Origin of the sequence: Paraburkholderia sp. 31.1, assembly GCF_014397645.1 — a bacterium.
Taxonomy (GTDB): Bacteria; Pseudomonadota; Gammaproteobacteria; order Burkholderiales; family Burkholderiaceae; genus Paraburkholderia; species Paraburkholderia tuberum.
Map to the genome: position 1 here is coordinate 43,321 of NZ_VZQN01000001.1, position 16,690 is coordinate 60,010.

A 16,690-nucleotide genomic window follows, 5' to 3' on the forward strand; every position below is an offset into this window, starting at 1 on the left:
CAGCGAACTCCAGCGCTTCGGCCCAACGGCTCCGCAGGATCGGGCGCCGGCGGCCGGCCGCGGCACCAGGCGCCTTGCCGCGGCGCGCTCAACCCGGAAAAGGCATTTTAACCGATCCCAACGGCCTTCTGATCCGCGACACGGCGAATGTCGCGCATTTGATCGCAAGGCCGCAGATGCCGCGGCGTAGCATTCATCGCCGCACCCCGGGCCCGGCCCTCACAGGAAGACGCGCATCAGCGTGAACACGACCATTCCGGTCACGATCGTGCCGAGCATGGTGCGCCGCCACAAAAACCAGCCGAGGCCGGCGAGCGTCGCGTAAAGCTCGTGGTTGGAAGGCGCGAACGACAGCCCGTCGGGCGTCGTCAGCACGTCGGGCACCACCACCGCGGCGAGCGCGGCGGCCGGCGCGTAGCGCAGCATCTTCTGCACGCGCGCCGGCAGTACCGTGCGCTCGCCGCCGATCAGGAACATCGCGCGCGTGAGCGCGGTGACGAAGGTCATGCCGAAAATGGCGAGCCAGATTTGCGTGGAGGTCATCGCGAGTCTCCGGCGCGATCGTTCACGCCACGAATGCGGCGCAGGTCGGCGCGCTCGATCATCAGGTCGGCCGCGCTGCCGGCCGCGATCGCCGCGATCACCGCGAGCAGCAACGCCAGCCGGTACGGCAGATCGAGCGCGAGCAGCGACACGATGCCGGCCACGCTGACCGCGACCAGCGTCGAGCGGGTGGCGATCGCCGACACCATCACCGGCAGCAGCGCGAGCGTGCCGGCCAGCGCGAGCCCCCAGTTGTCCGGAATCAGGCTCGCGAGCAGGATGCCGATGATCGACGACACCTGCCACGACAGCCAGCTCGATACCGCCATGCCCCAGAAGTACGCCTCCTTGCCCGGCACGTAGCCGGTCGGAAAGCTCTTCTTGACGAATAGCAGATAGATCACGTCGCCGTTGAAATAGCCCAGCACGATGCGCCGCCACATCGACAGATACGAGAAGTGCGGCGCGAGGCCGGCGCTGAAGATCACGAAACGGGTGTTGACCATCGCCGCGGTCAGCAGCACCGTCCACACCGGCAGCTTCGCGGCGAGGAGCGGCAACACCGCCAGCTGCGACGATCCGGCGTAGCACAGCAGCGACATCGTGAGCGCCTGCGGCAGCGTCAGCACGGACTTGCTCATCGCGATGCCGGTCACGAGGCCCCAGGAAAAAATCGCCATCAGCGTGGGGGCATAGGCGCGCGCGCCTTCACGAAAAGCGCGGCGATCGGTGTCGGACAGTCGAGCGAGCATCGGGCGAAGGGTGCGGGCGCAGGAAACGCCGTCAAGAAGGCCAGGTCGGCGCCAACTTGCGAGACCACCCGCTGGCGCATCCGGATTTGATTTATGCGTGCGCTGGATTATAGCGTCCGGGGCGCGCCCAAATGCCCGTGGTGTGTGCAAAAGACGCTAAAATAGCGCTCCCGGCTATGTCCTGCGCTCATGGCCGCACCTCAAACGCACCTGCTGGAGAACCGTATGTCAATGGCCGACCGCGACGGCAAGATCTGGATGGATGGCAAGCTCATCGAGTGGCGTGATGCCAAAATCCACGTGCTCACCCATACGCTGCACTACGGCATGGGCGTGTTCGAGGGCGTGCGCGCTTACAAGACCGCCGACGGCGCCACCGCGATTTTCCGCCTGCAGGAGCACACCAAGCGCCTGCTGAACTCGGCGAAGATCTTCCAGATGGCCGTGCCGTTCGACCATGAAACGCTCGCCGCCGCGCAGCGCGAAGTGGTCCGCCAGAACAAGCTCGAGTCGTGCTATCTGCGCCCGATCATCTGGGTCGGCTCGGAAAAGCTCGGCGTGTCGGCCAAGGGCAACACGATTCACGTCGCGATCGCCGCGTGGCCGTGGGGCGCATACCTTGGCGAAGACGGCATCACTAAGGGCATCCGCGTAAAGACGTCGTCGTTCACGCGCCATCACGTGAACGTGTCGATGGTGCGCGCGAAGGCGTCGGGCTGGTACGTGAACTCGATCCTCGCGAACCAGGAAGCGATCGCCGACGGCTACGACGAAGCGCTATTGCTCGACGTCGACGGCTACGTGTCGGAAGGCTCGGGCGAGAACTTCTTCCTCGTCAACAACGGCAAGCTGTACACGCCTGATCTGTCGTCGTGCCTCGACGGCATCACGCGCGACACCGTCATCACGCTCGCGTGCGACATGGGCCTGCAGGTGATCGAAAAGCGCATCACGCGCGACGAAGTCTATACCTGCGACGAAGCGTTCTTCACCGGCACGGCGGCCGAAGTCACGCCGATCCGCGAGCTCGACAACCGCACGATCGGCGCTGGCGCGCGCGGCCCGATCACCGAAAAGCTGCAGTCGGCTTTCTTCGACGTCGTGAATGGCAGGAGCGCGAAATACGCGCACTGGCTCACGAAGATCTGAGCGACGTTTCGAGATGCCCCGCGCAGCCAACGGCGGCGCACTGCAAGCACCCCGCATACAAAGAGAAAGTCTCATGAGCGAAATCAAGGAAATGCCGCTGGTCGAACTGTCGGCAAAAGATCTGCCGGCGTATTGTCCGAACCCGGCGATGCCGCGCTGGAGCGCGCATCCGCGCGTCTTCATCGACGTGTCGCACGGCGAAGCGCGTTGCCCGTATTGCAGCACGCGTTACAAGCTGCGCGACGGCGAAGTGATCAAGGGCCATTGATCCAACGCATCGAGCGGTTCTGAGCCAGCTTGCACGGCACGAGGCGCGCGTTTTGAATCACGCGCTCGCCGCGCCGCAGGCTCGACCGCACGACCCGTGCGGCCGCACCGCCGCCGCGCCGCCATCGCGGCGCGTGTGGCCAAACGGCATCGCGCCGTGCGGCTCTCCGCTTTCCCCATTTACCTATTCGAGTGCCGCGCGCATCGCGCGCGCGGCGCTTGTTATCGACACCGGACACTCACTCTGATGCGTCGCGCGTTGGTTATCGCACCGAACTGGATCGGTGACGCATTGATGGCGCAGCCGCTGTTTGCGCGCCTCGTGAAATTGCATCCGCGCATCGTCATCGACGCGGTCGCGCCCAGCTGGGTCGCACCCGTGCTCGAACGCATGCCGGAAATCCGCGACGTCTACGCGACCGATCTCGCCCACGGCAAGCTGCAGATGCTGCGCCGCTGGCAGCTGTCGAGCGATCTGCGCGACGTCGGCTACGACGCGGCCTACGTGCTGCCGAATTCGTTCAAGTCGGCGCTGATTCCGTGGCTGGCGGGCATTCCGCTGCGCATCGGCTACACCGGCGAGAGTCGCTACGGCGTGCTGAACGTGCGTCACGCGAATCCGCGCAAGGACGCCCGCCCGCCGATGGTCGGCCACTACGCCGCCCTCGCCTACGCGCCAGCCGCCAAGGTCCCCGAAGATCTGCCGATGCCGCGCCTCGACACGGACCTGAACGAGGCCTCGCGCGTGTCGGCGCGCTTCAATCTCGATACGCGCGTGCCGCTGCTGGTGTTCTGCCCCGGCGCAGAATACGGTCCCGCGAAGCGCTGGCCGCCCGAGCACTTCGCGTCGCTCGCGCAGATGGTCGGCCAGTCGTTCCCGTACACGCAAATCGTCGCGCTCGGCTCGCCGAAAGACGCGCCGCTCGCGCAGGCGATCGCCGAGAAAGCGCCGAACGTGCGCAACCTGTGCGGCCAGACTGCACTCGGCGAGGCTTGCGCGCTGATCTCGCGGGCCAACGCGGTCGTCACCAACGACTCCGGACTGATGCACGTCGCCGCCGCGCTGCGCCGCCCGCTCGTGGCCGTCTACGGTTCGACCGATCCGCGCCACACCCCGCCCTTGTCCGAGCTCGCGAAGGTACAATGGCTTCATCTCGAATGCAGCCCCTGTTTTGAGCGCGAGTGCCCGCTCGGTCATCTGAACTGTCTGAAGCAGCTGAGCGCCGAGCAGGTTTTCGGCGATTTGCGCGGCATGCTGCTCGCGCAGCGCTGAGCCGACTGGTACTTGCACGCAACACCGCACGCCCCGAGCGCGTCGCGTCATGTTCGCGCCTTGCGGCACGGGCAAGCTGACGCCGGGGGCGATGGTCCGGCGCTCTGGACCGTCCCGCTACCGCTGACCCGCAACCGCGCGCCGCGCACAAGAGACTGACAAGCCATGCCACGTTTTGCCCACATCTTCGAAGCCGCCGCCGATACCCTGAACGCCTACTATCAGGCCGTCGCCGAGGTCAATATCGACAGCTTGATGGGCTTGTGGATCGACGAGGAGTTCGTCAGCTGCATCTGCGCGGACGGCTCGCATCTGCACGGCCTCGAGAGCATCCGCAATGGCTTGCAGGTCCAGCTCGAAGCGCTGCCGGTGTCGATCGAGCCGCTCGACATCCGCGTCTACGACAGCCTCGGCACCGTCGTCTATGCGATTGCCGAAGCACATCGTCCGGCCGACCCGACCGCCACGCCCGCGATGGTCTTCACCACCTACGTGATGGTCCATGAACGCGGCGAATGGCGCATTGCGCATATTCACGCAAGCCCGATGCCGAACGAGACCGCCAGCCAGTTCGCAACGAAGATGCGGCATGGCCAGGGCCCGCTGCACTGACGCGCGGCACCACGACAGATTCAGAATCACGTTTTCTCGCTTTTCCGCCGGTATGAGTTCGACGCCACATAAACCCGCTTCCTCCGGTACGGCCCCCGCCAAGGTGGCGGCCGCCGTCGAGGCGGCCGTCGAGCTGCTGTACCGCGCGCCGCTCTGGCTGCCGAACCGGCATGTGCAGACGATCGTCCCGTCGCTGTTCGCGCGCCGCCCCGCGGTATCGTTTCGCCGTGAGCGCTGGGACACCCCGGACGGCGATTTCATCGATCTCGACTGGGTCGCGCACGATACTCCGCCCACCGACACCGCGCCGCTCTTCGTGCTGTTTCACGGCCTGGAAGGCAGTTCGTCGTCGCACTACGCGGTCGCGCTGATGGCCGCCGCGCGCGAATACGGCTGGCACGGCGTGGTGCCGCACTTTCGCAGTTGCAGCGGCCCGCTGAACCGGCTGCCGCGCTTCTACCATCTCGCCGACAGCAACGAGGTCGACTGGATCCTGCGCCGCCTGCGCGCCGCGCATCGCGGGTCGGTGGTCGCGGCGGGCGTGTCGCTCGGCGGCAACGTGCTGCTGCGCTGGCTCGGTGAGCGGCAGGCCGATGCGGCGCGGGTGGTAGCCGCCGCTGCCGCGATTTCGACACCGATCGACGTCCATGCGGGCGGCCGCGCGCTGTCGCAGGGCTTCGGCCTCGTCTACACGCGCAGCTTCCTGAAGACGCTGAAACACAAGGCCAACCAGAAGCTCGAGCAGTTCCCGGGCCTGTTCGATCGCGACGCGATGCTCGCGAGCCGCACGATGTACGAGTTCGACAACGTCGTGACCGCGCCGCTGCACGGCTTTCGCGATACCGACGACTACTGGAGCACCGCAACCACCCGCCCGCTGCTGCCGCACATTCAGGTGCCGACGCTCGTGCTCAACGCGCGCAACGACCCGTTCCTGCCGGCCGAAGCGCTGCCGTCGCGGCACGAGGTGTCGGCGGCGGTCGAGCTTTATCAGCCTGAGCACGGCGGCCACGCGGGCTTCATGACCGGGCCGTTCCCGGGCCGCATCGACTGGCTGTCGCGGCGCGTGTTCGGCTATCTGGAGCGACACGTCGATCATGGATGACATCGTCAAACAGGCGCTCGCCAAATGGCCGAACGTGCCGAGCTGCACCGGCTGGCTGATGCTCGACCGGCGCGGCAACTGGCGCATGCGCGACGAAGCGGCCCAGGCGAGCGGCGCGCCCGGCGTGCCGATCCGGCATGAGGCGCTGCTTGGCTTCATCAACCGAAACTACGAGGCCGATGAGCGCGGGCAGTGGTTTTTTCAGAACGGACCACAGCGCGTGTATGTCGAGCTGGCTTATACGCCGTGGGTGGTCAGATTGTCCGCGCACGCGGATGGAACGCTCGCGCTGCACGACCAGGGCGGCGGCGCGTTCGAGCCGGCGGCGGTGTTCGCGGATGAAGACGGCGGCATTCTGTTTGCCGATCGCTCGCAGCCAGCACGTATCGCGGTGCTGCACGATCACGACCTCGAGCTCTTCTCCGATCACGCGACGCTCGCCGACGATGGCTCATTGAGCGGTGCGTTCCACTGGAGTGTTCAGCGCACCTTGCCGCTGCAAAGCGTGCGACGCGATCAGGTGGCCGCGCGCTTTGGCTTCGTTGCGAGCCCGGCGGCGCAAGTCTGACGCGCGCAGCGGCGCGCGTTCACGTCCACCCTACCCTTTCTCGTCGAGCCGCTCGTCCTTGTAGCGGCTCTCCAGCTCGTGCAGGCGCGCGTCGACGGTCGCGAGGTCGTAATAGCCGATCGTCTTCAGGTCGCGCGCGTCCTTCAGCTGCCGAATCGCCGATGGCCACCCGCCCTCCAGCGCGAACTTCTCCGCCATCGCGCGATGCTGCGTCAATGCATCGCCACTGCCCGCGCTCGCCTGCGCGAGATAGAGCCACCACGCGGGTTGATCGGGATGCGCCCGGGTCTCCTGCTTCGCGAGCGCCTGCGCGTGGGTGAAGCGATGCAGCGTCAACCGCGTGCGGATATGCATGTCGATCGCCGCGTTCGATTGCGGCCAGCGCTTTTGCGCGAGCTCGGCGAGACGCGCGGCTTCCAGTGCGACCGCTACCGCCGCCATTGGAAAAGCGGCTCTGCGCGCCGCCGTAGGTGCCGAACACGCCGCGCGCGATGTCGGGCGGCAGGATCGGATCGGCATGCGCGTCGCTCGGGCCGCTCGCGAGCGGCGCCTCGGACGATGCGCGACGGATAGCGACGCAGCGAGGAATCGTTTTCGATGCAACGCGAAGCCGGTCTGACGAAGTCGAAAAACGCCGCCCGTGGCCCGGACTAAGATAACGGGCAAGGGCGTCGCAGGACGCGTACGAGGCGAAACTCAGAGCACGACACAGCGCAAATGTAATCAGTCGCCGCGACGATTCGAGGCCGCGCCGCACTGCTATGATAGGCGCCCTCTGAAGGAGTCAACCATGCCTGAACTCACTCATTTCGATGCGGCCGGTGACGCGCATATGGTGGACGTCGGCGGCAAGCAGGAGACCAGGCGCATCGCGATCGCGCGTGGCTCGATCCGCATGCTGCCCGACACGTTCGCGCTGATCCGCGACGGCAACGCCAACAAGGGCGACGTGATCGGCGTCGCGCGGATCGCGGCGATCCAGGCCTCGAAGCGCACCGCCGATCTGATTCCGCTCTGTCATCCGCTCGCGCTGACACGCGTGAAGGCCGATTTCGAACTCGACGAGCAGATGCCCGGCGTGCATTGCACGGTCCAGGTCGAGACGTTTGGACGCACGGGCGTCGAAATGGAGGCGCTTACCGCCGTGCAGATCGGGCTGCTGACCGTGTACGACATGTGCAAGGCGGTGGATCGCGGCATGACCATCACCGATGTGAAGGTGATGGAAAAGCATGGCGGGAAGTCGGGGGATTGGGTCGCGCAAGCTTGACGTGCGGTTCGACAACTATCCGGATAGCAACATGACCATCGACGAACTGCTCGAGCAGCTACTGGCGTTTCGCGACGCGCGCGACTGGCGGCAGTTTCACACGCTGCGCAACCTGATCGTCTCCACCGGCATCGAAGCCGGTGAGCTGTTGGAGACGATTCAGTGGAAGACCGATGCGCAGATCGACGCGCTGCTCGGCGATCCCGCGCAATCGACGAACCTCAGGCACGAGTGCGCCGACGTGTTCATGTACCTGCTGCTGGTCGCCCATACCGCCGGCTTCGATCTCGTCGACGCGGCAGCGGAAAAACTGAAGCTGAACGAAGCGCGCTACCCCGTCGACAAGGCAAAAGGCACGGCCGCGAAGTATTCCGAGCTTTGAACTTTGAAGGGAGGAAGCCGCGGCGCCAGCACGCCTAAGCTTCCGCGGTCCGATCAATCGTCGTCACTGTCGTCATCCGGCGTCGCATCGGCCGCCGGTGTGCCGTAGCGCTTCACCAACTGCTGCCTGAAGCCCGCGAGCGACTTCTGCTCGTCGACGAGCTGGTAGAGATAACCGAGCTGCGCCGGCCAGTCTTTCAATTCCTCGGCGAAGATCCGCAAGCGTTCGACCGTATCGAGCGCCGCCGCGGTATCGCCGGTCAGCGCCTGCAGCACCGCGTAGCGACGCAGCACCGTCTCGCCCGGCAACAGCGCGATCGCCTGCTTGTGCATCGCGAGCTTGCGCTGCAGGTTCAGCGGATTCATCGGCTGCAGCGTCGCGAGACCGTATTCGCCCCACGCGCCGAACAGGAACGACGGATCGGCGCCGTACTGCTCGGCCGGACGCGCGCCGTAGTAGAGCACCTCGGCGCGCGCATAGTCGCGATACACCGGATACAGCGCGGCGAGTCCGCCGAACACCACCACCGCGAACGCGCCGAGCGACAGATTCGCCGGCACCGCGCGCAACGGCCGCGTTTCGAGCAGGCCGAACACGAACATCGCGGGCAACAGGAAGAACATGTACTGCTGCGGATACTCGACGAGCGCATGCATCGTCAGCACGCCGATCAGCGCGATGCCGAACACGCGCGCGGCGCTTTGCGGCGCACGCGCGACGCGCACGAGCCACGCGACGAGACCCACGAGCACGATCGCGAGACCGATCAGACCGGTTTTCGCGAGCAGGTCGACGAAAATGTCGTGCGAGTTGTTGGCGATTTCGACGCCGCCAAGCTGCTTGACGAGCTCGAACTGATGGCTCGGAAATTCGCCCCAGCCGACGCCGAGCAGCGGATGCTGCTTGAACATCGTCCAGCCGTATTTCAACAGCGCGAGGCGCGGCGCGATCTGGCCGGCATCCTGGAAGCGCTCGGCCGCCGACTGCCCGAGTTCGAGGTGATAGCGCACGTTGGCCCAGCGGATCAGCGCATTGACCACGAAAAACAGCACCGCGAGCGCGATCGGCACCAGCCATTCACGGTTGCTACGGCGCAATTGCGCTTCGTTGCGAGTCTGCGCGAAGGCCATCCAGAAGCCGGCCACGACAATCACGCCCATCTGCAGCCACGGACCCCGCGACACGGTCAGCGCGAGGCCGACCGAGAAAATCGTCGACACGAGCAGCCAGATCGGCACCGCGATGCGGCGCGTCTGCACGAGATACAGCGCGCCCGCCATCGCGAACGCGATATACGTCGCGAGGTGGTTCGCCTGCGCCATGTTGCCGAACGGCCGGCGCTCGACGGTCACGTTATACGCGACGACGAGCGGAGCCACGCGCGCCTCGAGGTGAAACAGCTGGATCACCTGACTGAACACCGCGAACAGACCGCCGACGATCAACGCCCCCGCCGCCCAGCGCAACGCGGTCTCGTCGAGCTTCACGCGCGCGAAGCCGTAGCCCACATGCACGGCCATCCACGCAGCGAGCAGGAAGCCCGCGCCGAGCCAGTTCATCGATGGCTCCGCGACCGGCAGCACCAGCGTCTGCACGACCAGCACGAGGCCGAACAGCAAAGGCACGAGCGCGACCGTGGGCGACGCGAAGCTCACGCGCGGCCGGGTGGTCGCGACCAGCAGCACGACGGCCGCCCCGGTCAGCAGAAACAGCGCGAGCGAGGTGAATTCGGCGTAGAAGGTTGGGATCGGATACGTATGGTTGGCAACCGCGTAGGGCAGGATCAACGCAAGAGCCAGCAGTACGAGAGACAGGTAGCGCGCGAAAGGGGTGGGCATCGAATCAACAGTGGGCGTCAGCAACCGGCGCACTATACAAAAATTTCGTTGCACTGTGCGCCGGTCCGGCCGAAATAGGCTGAAAATCAGCCCTTTACGTTGTGGCTTCGACTCATCCAGTCAGCGCTCGGCTGCTGTCTCGTTCACTCACTCATTTTGCCCCTTATGAACGGCATTCGGGCGGCGCCAGATTCGCGGCGAGCGTCGGCGCCTCGCTTGGCATCGGCCCCGAACCGGGCGCCGGCAACGACGACGCGCTCTTGCCGCTCGCAAAGCATTCCCACGTCAGCGCACCGGTCTGCACCGCGTCCTTGCTCAACGCGACTCGCGCGCTCGGCGCATCGACGTTGTCCGGGACCGACGGCACCAGCGTCATGGTGTTTGCGCCGGCCTGCGCGACACGCGTCGAGTACGTGATCGTGATCTGACCAGTGTCGTCGTCGATCTGGATGGACTCGACGTTGCGCGTGGCGGGCGGCGACGCATAACCGCCGCTGAACGCGTTGCCGCTCGCGGCGTTTTCGGCCACCGCGAGCCGCGCCGACGCCGCGAGCGACAAGCCCTCGCCGACCCGGCTGCGCGCCAGATAGTCCTGATACGCGGGAATCGCGTAGGCCGCGATCACGCCGACGATCGCGAGCACGATCATCAACTCGATCAGCGTGAAGCCGACGCCGCAGCGGCGGCAGATGCGCGCGAACCAGCTCGCGCGCCAGCGTGCGCGGCGCGACCTACGCGGGGATTGCGTCGATTGAGAGTAAGGGGAATATGGCAGGGTAACGATCATCGGCAGACTCCTGATACGAGAAACGCCTGGCCCGTGGATCGGGAACAGGCGTTTCAATCGTAGCGAGCGAAGCTCGCGCGTCACAGTCAGCCGGATGGCCAGGCTTGCATTCGGACGGCATCACGAATCAGGCAGCGATGCACCGTCAGCACCATGCTCACACCGCCGCACGTTTCGCGTTACGGCGCTTCAACAGATAACCGACGATCACGACGAACAGCGCGCCCGCGATGCTCATCCCGTATTCGGCGACTGGCGTGTCGAGGATCGGCCAGCGGTCGCCGGCCGGGTCGTTGACCATCAGACCACCCGCGATCCAGCCGAGCAGGCCCGCGCCGAACAGTACGATGCCCGGAAAGCGATCGAGCAGCTTCAGAATCAGCTGGCTGCCCCACACGATCAGCGGAATGCTCACGACGAGGCCAAAGATCACCAAAGCCAACCGGTGCTCGTGCTCCGCGGCTTCGGCCACGCCCGCGATCGCGATCACGTTGTCGACGCTCATCACCGCATCCGCGATGATGATCGTCTTCACCGCCGAGATCAGCTTGTCGGCCGGCTTCACGTTGTCGTGAGCGTCGTGCGCCGGCGCGAGCAGGCGCACGCCGATCCACAGCAGCAGCAAGCCACCCGCGAACTTCAGGAACGGCACGTCGAGCAGCACGACCGCGAACGCGATCAGCACGACGCGCAGCGCGATCGCGCCGGCGGTCCCCCACACGATCCCACGCATGCGCTGCGACTGCGGCAGATTGCGGCAGGCGAGCGCGATCACGACCGCGTTGTCGCCGCCGAGCAGAACGTCGATGACGATGATCTGAAAGACCGAGCCCCAATGGAGGGTCGTGAAGAATTCGAGCATGGAAAAAAGCATAAGAAAAAATCGACCGCGCGGGCAGAACCGCGGCGCAAGCGCGGACGAAAAAAAACGGGGGAGTCTGCACTCCCCCGCTTTTTGGGACCGCCAGCTCACGAAAGGAGTTCGTAAGCGTATCAAAATCGCGCGCCAACGGCACGCGAATTCGATTTACAGCATCGCCTTCAGAAGACGCGCCATTTCCGACGGGTTCTTCGTGACCTTGATACCGCACGCGTCCATGATTTCCAGCTTCGCTTCGGCGGTGTCCGCACCGCCCGAGATCAGCGCGCCGGCGTGGCCCATGCGCTTGCCCGGAGGCGCCGTGACGCCAGCGATGAAGCCAACCACCGGCTTCTTCATGTTGTCCTTGATCCAGTGCGCGGCGTTCGCCTCGTCCGGACCGCCGATTTCGCCGATCATGATGACGGCGTCCGTATCCGGATCGTCGTTGAACATCTTCATCACGTCGATGTGCTTCAGACCGTTGATGGGGTCGCCGCCGATACCGACTGCCGACGACTGGCCGAGGCCGATCGCGGTCAGCTGGCCGACTGCTTCATACGTCAGCGTGCCCGAACGCGACACGACGCCGATGCGGCCCTTGCGATGGATGTGACCCGGCATGATGCCGATCTTCAGCTCGTCCGGCGTGATCGTGCCCGGGCAGTTCGGTCCGAGCAGCAGCGTCTTGCGGTTTTCGCGACGCATACGGTCCTTGATCTCGATCATGTCGCGGACGGGAATGCCTTCCGTGATACAGATTGCGAGATCCAGGTCGGCTTCGACTGCTTCCCAGATTGCGGCGGCAGCGCCTGCCGGCGGAACGTAAATCACCGACACGGTCGCGCCCGTCTCAGCCTTGGCTTCAGCGACGCTCGCGTAGATGGGGATGCCTTCGAAATCTTCGCCGGCGCGCTTCGGGTTCACGCCCGCGACGTACGCTTCGCGGCCGTTTGCGTATTCACGGCAAGCACGCGTGTGGAACTGACCGGTCTTGCCGGTGATGCCCTGCGTGATGACCTTGGTGTCTTTGTTGATCAGAATCGACATGTATTGACCTCTGTTCGTTTGGCGTCGCGCGGTAGCGCCACTCGGCGCGATGCTTCACGCCTGTGTCGCTTGCGCGCCGCCACTCGTAAACCTGGCAAATGAGCTGGTAAATGCGCCGTGGACAGCTGGCTTACGCCTTGCCCGAAGCAGCCGCGACGACCTTCTGAGCCGCCTCTTCCATGCTGTCCGCCGAGATGATCGGCAGGCCGGATTCGGCGAGCATCTTCTTGCCCAGGTCTTCGTTCGTGCCCTTCATGCGGACCACGAGCGGCACCTTCAGCGACACGGCCTTCGACGCCGCGATCACGCCTTCCGCGATCACGTCGCAGCGCATGATGCCACCGAAGATGTTGACCAGAATCGCGGTCAGGTTCGGGTTCTTCAGCATGATCTTGAACGCTTCGGTGACCTTCTCGGTCGTAGCTCCTCCGCCGACGTCGAGGAAGTTCGCCGGTTCGCCGCCGAACAGCTTGATGGTGTCCATCGTTGCCATTGCGAGGCCGGCGCCGTTCACCAGACAGCCGATGTTGCCGTCGAGCGAGATGTACGCGAGGTCGAACTTCGACGCTTCGATTTCAGCCGGATCTTCTTCGTCCAGATCGCGGTACGCGACGATTTCCGGGTGACGGAACAGCGCATTCGAGTCGAAGTTGAACTTCGCGTCGAGTGCGATGACCTTGCCGTCGCCGGTCAGGATCAGCGGGTTGATTTCGGCGAGCGATGCGTCGGTTTCCCAGAATGCCTTGTACAGGCCTTGCAGGATCGCGCGAGCTTGCGGGATCGAAGCGTCGGGCACGCCGATCTTCTTCGCGAGGTCGTCTGCTTCCGAGTCCTTCAGGCCAGTCGACGGATCGACGGCGACCTTGTGGATCAGCTCAGGCGTCTTTTCCGCGACTTCTTCGACGTCCATGCCGCCTTCGCTCGACGCCATCACGACGATCTTCTGCGAAACGCGATCGATCACGAGACCGACATACAGTTCCTTCTTGATGTCGGCGCCTTCTTCGATCAGCAGGCGGTTCACCTTCTGGCCTTCCGGACCGGTCTGGTGCGTGACGAGCTGCATGCCGAGGATCTGGTTCGAGTACTCGCGAACCTGTTCCAGCGACTTGGCGACCTTGACGCCGCCGCCCTTGCCACGGCCACCCGCGTGGATCTGAGCCTTCACGACCCACACCGGGCCGCCCAGCTCTTCCGCGGCCTTGACCGCATCATCCACCGAGAAGACCGGCTTGCCGCGCGGTACCGCGACGCCGAATTTCCGCAGGATTTCCTTACCCTGGTACTCGTGAATCTTCATGCGTGATTCCCTTCAGTCTGAGAGTTGGATAGAACTTCGATTCCGTTGCCGCCGTTCAGGCCGACGCGTCGCCGCTTCGTTCGCGGGCCGCCGCGCCGTCCGACGAGGCCGCGCGTTGCGCCGGACGCGGTGCATGACCATACCAGCGCGGATAAAACTGTTTCACCGCTTCGCCGTCGAAACGCAGCGCGTGGCAGCGTCCCAACTGGAATGGCGGTTTGTCGTTGGAATGCTCGCCTGTGCCGTTGGACGATTCGTCTCCCGAACCCGCGTTCGCGCCCGGCGTGCCGTCATCGGTGTTCCATACGTCGCCGGCGAACGCCTGGATCGCGGCGGTCGGCAGGATCGCGCACAGCTCGGTGAGATGCGTGCAACCGGCCGTGCCGGCCAGCAAACGGGCAGCATCGCGACGGAAGTTGTGGAACAGATTGAGCCCGATGAGGGCACGGTAGGCGGGATTGCTGGCCTGGCACAACCCTGGATAGGGCACCCAGTCGGACGACGCCTCGGCGTTGACGACATTGAGCTTGCGATCGATGGTGATGCGAAGCCAGAGTTCATGGATCGGCTGACCATTGGGCCGGACACCCGACGCAAGCGCCACATCGCGTGGCTTTTCGTCGGTCAGGCACGCTTCCACATCCCACAGGCCATCGGCTCGCTCGTAAGCTTCCGCTCTGATTGCGCGACGATGGCGCAACTGACGGGACACTGGCGAGGAGAGCGACATGCGGGAAGGAAAGGCCGGATTGGAAAACTTCTGGAGTTTAGCATAACGGGTATTTGGGACAGCCCCGATTGCGCACGGCCTGGCGCCAGATTATGGCGCGGTAATTGCCCTACCCGTCGAGACTGGCGTGTTAGTCGCCGTCCCCGATCTCGTCGATACCCTTCAGGATCTTGCCGATCGTCGCGCCGGAGAAGCCGCGCGACGCGAGAAAGCGCGCCTGCTTCGCCCGCTCGGCCGGCGTTTGCGGCAACTGGCCGAACTTCTTGCGCCAGACCGCCTGGGCGCGCGCGAGTTCGGTTTCGCGCAATTGCGCGCTCGCCTCTTCGACGAGCGCCGGGTTGAGCGCGTGTTGCTTCAGTTCGCCGAGAATGCGGTTCGCGCCGAGCCGCGATGCGCGCCGATGGATCAGGCTTTCCGCGAAGCGCGAGTCGGATAGCCAGTTTTCGGCCTGCAGCGCGTCGAGCACCGTGTCGAGCGAATCGGTTTCCTCGACGTAAGGCTTCAGCTTGCGGGCGAGGTCGGCGCGGCTATATTCGCGGCGCGACAGATAGCCGAGCGCGCGCGCTTTCAGCGAACGGGCGGGGCGTTGGGATTTTCTGCTGTCGTCTTTGTCGGACTGGCCCGGCTTCTCTTCGCCGGGTTGGCGACGCGAGCGGGTGTAGGTGACCTCGGAGGGGATTGGGGAATCGAGTCCGGAGGAATCCCGGCTGGACGACGCTGCAGCGGGCGCAGACCGCGTACGCTGCGGGCCGCGGCCCGCAGCGCGGTCATGTGCGTCGAACGGTTCGAACGGATCGCCGGACTCAGGCGATCCGTCCGCCGCGTCGCGCGGGCCGTCCGGATAGCGTCCGGAGTCGAAACCGGACAGCGGCCGGCCTTTGCGTATCACTTGATGCTTACTCTTCTTCGCCCGCGACTTCAGCGTCCGCGCCGGTCACGGCGTTCGCCATCGCAGTGACGCCCAGCGATTCACGGATACGGTTCTCGATTTCGCGAGCGATGTCCGGGTTTTCGCGCAGGAATTCACGCGCGTTGTCCTTGCCCTGACCGATCCGCTCGCCGCTGTAGCTGTACCATGCGCCGGCCTTGTCGACGATCTTCGCCTGCACGCCGAGGTCGATGATTTCGCCCTGACGCGAGATGCCCTCGCCGTACAGGATGTCGAAAATCGCTTCACGGAACGGCGGCGCCACCTTGTTCTTGACGACCTTCACGCGGGTTTCGTTGCCGATCACTTCGTCGTTCTTCTTGATCGAGCCGATGCGGCGAATGTCGAGACGCACCGACGCGTAGAACTTCAGCGCATTACCGCCCGTGGTGGTTTCCGGGTTGCCGAACATCACGCCGATCTTCATGCGGATCTGATTGATGAAGATCACGAGGCAGTTCGTGCGCTTGATCGTGCCGGTCAGCTTGCGCAGCGCCTGCGACATCAGACGCGCCTGCAGACCCGGCAGCGAGTCGCCCATTTCGCCTTCGATTTCCGCCTTCGGCACCAGCGCCGCGACCGAGTCGATCACGATCATGTCGATCGAGCCCGAGCGCACCAGCGCGTCGGCGATTTCGAGCGCCTGTTCGCCGGTGTCCGGCTGCGAGACCAGCAGGTCGGCGACGTTCACGCCGAGCTTGCCCGCGTATTGAATGTCCAGCGCGTGTTCCGCGTCGATGAACGCCGCGGTGCCGCCGAGCTTCTGCATTTCGGCGACGACCTGCAGCGTCAGCGTGGTTTTACCGGACGATTCCGGTCCGTAGATTTCGACCACGCGGCCGCGCGGCAAACCGCCGACGCCCAGTGCGATGTCGAGGCCGAGCGATCCGGTGGAGACCACCTGGATGTCTTCGACTGCCTCACCTGCGCCGAGCCGCATGACCGACCCTTTGCCGAACTGCTTTTCGATCTGCGCGAGCGCGGCGGCGAGAGCCTTGCTCTTTTCAGCAGTCAGTCCAGCCGAGCCTTTCTTGCTTTCTTCCATGAATCGTCCTTTGCTATGATGAACGGCGTCTGAGGCAGATGTGCACCCGTGGTTCCACTCGAATTGAGCGGAGTCTCCAGGACATCACACGAAACGCAGACACTGTATAAAAAAACAGTAGTTTTGGCAAGCGCGATTGTGATGCGAACGCGCATCTTTTACTGTCGCATCGCCCCAACTACCCACAATAATGTTCGGAGACCGCTGCGCGCCGGGGCACCCCCCACGGTGC

At 64.9% G+C, this 16,690-nt stretch carries 18 protein-coding genes and 1 pseudogene; 8 read left to right on the top strand and 11 right to left on the bottom strand.

The genetic code is table 11. From position 1 onward, the window contains the following. Window positions 1-219 precede the first annotated feature (219 nt). Both F6X37_RS00185 and F6X37_RS00190 read right to left on the bottom strand, forming a co-directional pair. Complete coding sequence (locus tag F6X37_RS00185) at window positions 220-543, bottom strand: AzlD domain-containing protein (protein WP_018421704.1); 324 nt, start codon at window positions 541-543, stop codon at window positions 220-222. Further along, window positions 540-1,295: an AzlC family ABC transporter permease gene (locus F6X37_RS00190; RefSeq protein WP_184051416.1), complete on the bottom strand. Its 756-nt coding sequence runs from the start codon at window positions 1,293-1,295 to the stop codon at window positions 540-542. The genes F6X37_RS00185 and F6X37_RS00190 overlap by 4 nt, the downstream gene beginning before the upstream one ends. Window positions 1,296-1,520: 225 nt before the next feature. Between F6X37_RS00190 and F6X37_RS00195 the strand changes: the two genes are divergently transcribed. From F6X37_RS00195 to F6X37_RS00220, 6 genes are all read left to right on the top strand, one after another. After that, a complete protein-coding gene (locus F6X37_RS00195) occupies window positions 1,521-2,444 on the top strand; it encodes a branched-chain amino acid transaminase (RefSeq protein ID WP_184058336.1) in 924 nt (307 codons plus the stop codon). A 73-nt stretch (window positions 2,445-2,517) separates the two neighbouring features. Beyond that, entirely contained in the window at window positions 2,518-2,712 is a 195-nt protein-coding gene (locus tag F6X37_RS00200; protein WP_008920434.1) for a zinc-finger domain-containing protein, read from the top strand. A gap of 246 nt (window positions 2,713-2,958) precedes the next feature. Further along, window positions 2,959-3,984, top strand: a complete 1,026-nt coding sequence (waaF, locus tag F6X37_RS00205) for a lipopolysaccharide heptosyltransferase II (protein ID WP_184058338.1) — start codon at window positions 2,959-2,961, stop codon at window positions 3,982-3,984. A 165-nt stretch (window positions 3,985-4,149) separates the two neighbouring features. Further along, window positions 4,150-4,596 (top strand): nuclear transport factor 2 family protein, encoded by a 447-nt coding sequence (locus tag F6X37_RS00210; RefSeq protein ID WP_018421709.1) that lies wholly within the window; start codon window positions 4,150-4,152, stop codon window positions 4,594-4,596. A gap of 52 nt (window positions 4,597-4,648) precedes the next feature. After that, window positions 4,649-5,701: a hydrolase gene (locus tag F6X37_RS00215; RefSeq protein WP_187609919.1), complete on the top strand. Its 1,053-nt coding sequence runs from the start codon at window positions 4,649-4,651 to the stop codon at window positions 5,699-5,701. Continuing rightward, complete coding sequence (locus tag F6X37_RS00220; protein WP_187609920.1) at window positions 5,694-6,269, top strand: DUF2946 family protein; 576 nt, start codon at window positions 5,694-5,696, stop codon at window positions 6,267-6,269. Before F6X37_RS00215 ends, F6X37_RS00220 begins: the two co-directional genes overlap by 8 nt. Window positions 6,270-6,299: 30 nt before the next feature. Here the strand turns inward: F6X37_RS00220 and F6X37_RS00225 are convergent. Next, window positions 6,300-6,686, bottom strand: a pseudogene (locus F6X37_RS00225) (M48 family peptidase); the annotation flags it as partial. 373 nt (window positions 6,687-7,059) lie between these two features. On the opposite strand from F6X37_RS00225, the gene moaC reads away from it, so the two are divergent. Continuing rightward, window positions 7,060-7,539 (top strand): cyclic pyranopterin monophosphate synthase MoaC, encoded by a 480-nt coding sequence (gene moaC / locus F6X37_RS00230; RefSeq protein WP_187609921.1) that lies wholly within the window; start codon window positions 7,060-7,062, stop codon window positions 7,537-7,539. 31 nt (window positions 7,540-7,570) lie between these two features. Next, entirely contained in the window at window positions 7,571-7,921 is a 351-nt protein-coding gene (locus tag F6X37_RS00235; RefSeq protein ID WP_184051401.1) for a nucleotide pyrophosphohydrolase, read from the top strand. A 53-nt stretch (window positions 7,922-7,974) separates the two neighbouring features. Here the strand turns inward: F6X37_RS00235 and F6X37_RS00240 are convergent, their stop codons facing one another. The 8 genes from F6X37_RS00240 to recA form a co-directional block, all read right to left on the bottom strand. Then, window positions 7,975-9,759 carry a PglL family O-oligosaccharyltransferase gene (locus tag F6X37_RS00240; protein WP_187609922.1) on the bottom strand — a complete coding sequence of 595 codons (1,785 nt, stop codon included), beginning with the start codon at window positions 9,757-9,759 and terminating at the stop codon, window positions 7,975-7,977. 163 nt (window positions 9,760-9,922) lie between these two features. Further along, window positions 9,923-10,546, bottom strand: coding sequence for a pilin (locus F6X37_RS00245; protein WP_187609923.1), 624 nt, complete (start codon window positions 10,544-10,546; stop codon window positions 9,923-9,925). A 157-nt stretch (window positions 10,547-10,703) separates the two neighbouring features. Beyond that, complete coding sequence (locus tag F6X37_RS00250) at window positions 10,704-11,408, bottom strand: TerC family protein (protein ID WP_184006616.1); 705 nt, start codon at window positions 11,406-11,408, stop codon at window positions 10,704-10,706. Between the two features lie 165 nt (window positions 11,409-11,573). Then, a complete protein-coding gene (gene sucD / locus F6X37_RS00255) occupies window positions 11,574-12,455 on the bottom strand; it encodes a succinate--CoA ligase subunit alpha (RefSeq protein WP_013090441.1) in 882 nt (293 codons plus the stop codon). Window positions 12,456-12,585: 130 nt separating this feature from the next. Next, the gene (sucC, locus tag F6X37_RS00260) at window positions 12,586-13,755 is read right to left on the bottom strand and encodes an ADP-forming succinate--CoA ligase subunit beta (protein WP_013090442.1); all 1,170 of its coding nucleotides are present in this window, start codon (window positions 13,753-13,755) and stop codon (window positions 12,586-12,588) included. Between the two features lie 55 nt (window positions 13,756-13,810). Continuing rightward, window positions 13,811-14,485, bottom strand: coding sequence for a DUF2889 domain-containing protein (locus F6X37_RS00265; protein ID WP_187609924.1), 675 nt, complete (start codon window positions 14,483-14,485; stop codon window positions 13,811-13,813). A 130-nt stretch (window positions 14,486-14,615) separates the two neighbouring features. Further along, window positions 14,616-15,374: a recombination regulator RecX gene (gene recX, locus F6X37_RS00270; protein ID WP_187609925.1), complete on the bottom strand. Its 759-nt coding sequence runs from the start codon at window positions 15,372-15,374 to the stop codon at window positions 14,616-14,618. A 7-nt stretch (window positions 15,375-15,381) separates the two neighbouring features. Then, window positions 15,382-16,458: a recombinase RecA gene (recA, locus tag F6X37_RS00275; protein ID WP_018421721.1), complete on the bottom strand. Its 1,077-nt coding sequence runs from the start codon at window positions 16,456-16,458 to the stop codon at window positions 15,382-15,384. Window positions 16,459-16,690 lie beyond the last annotated feature (232 nt).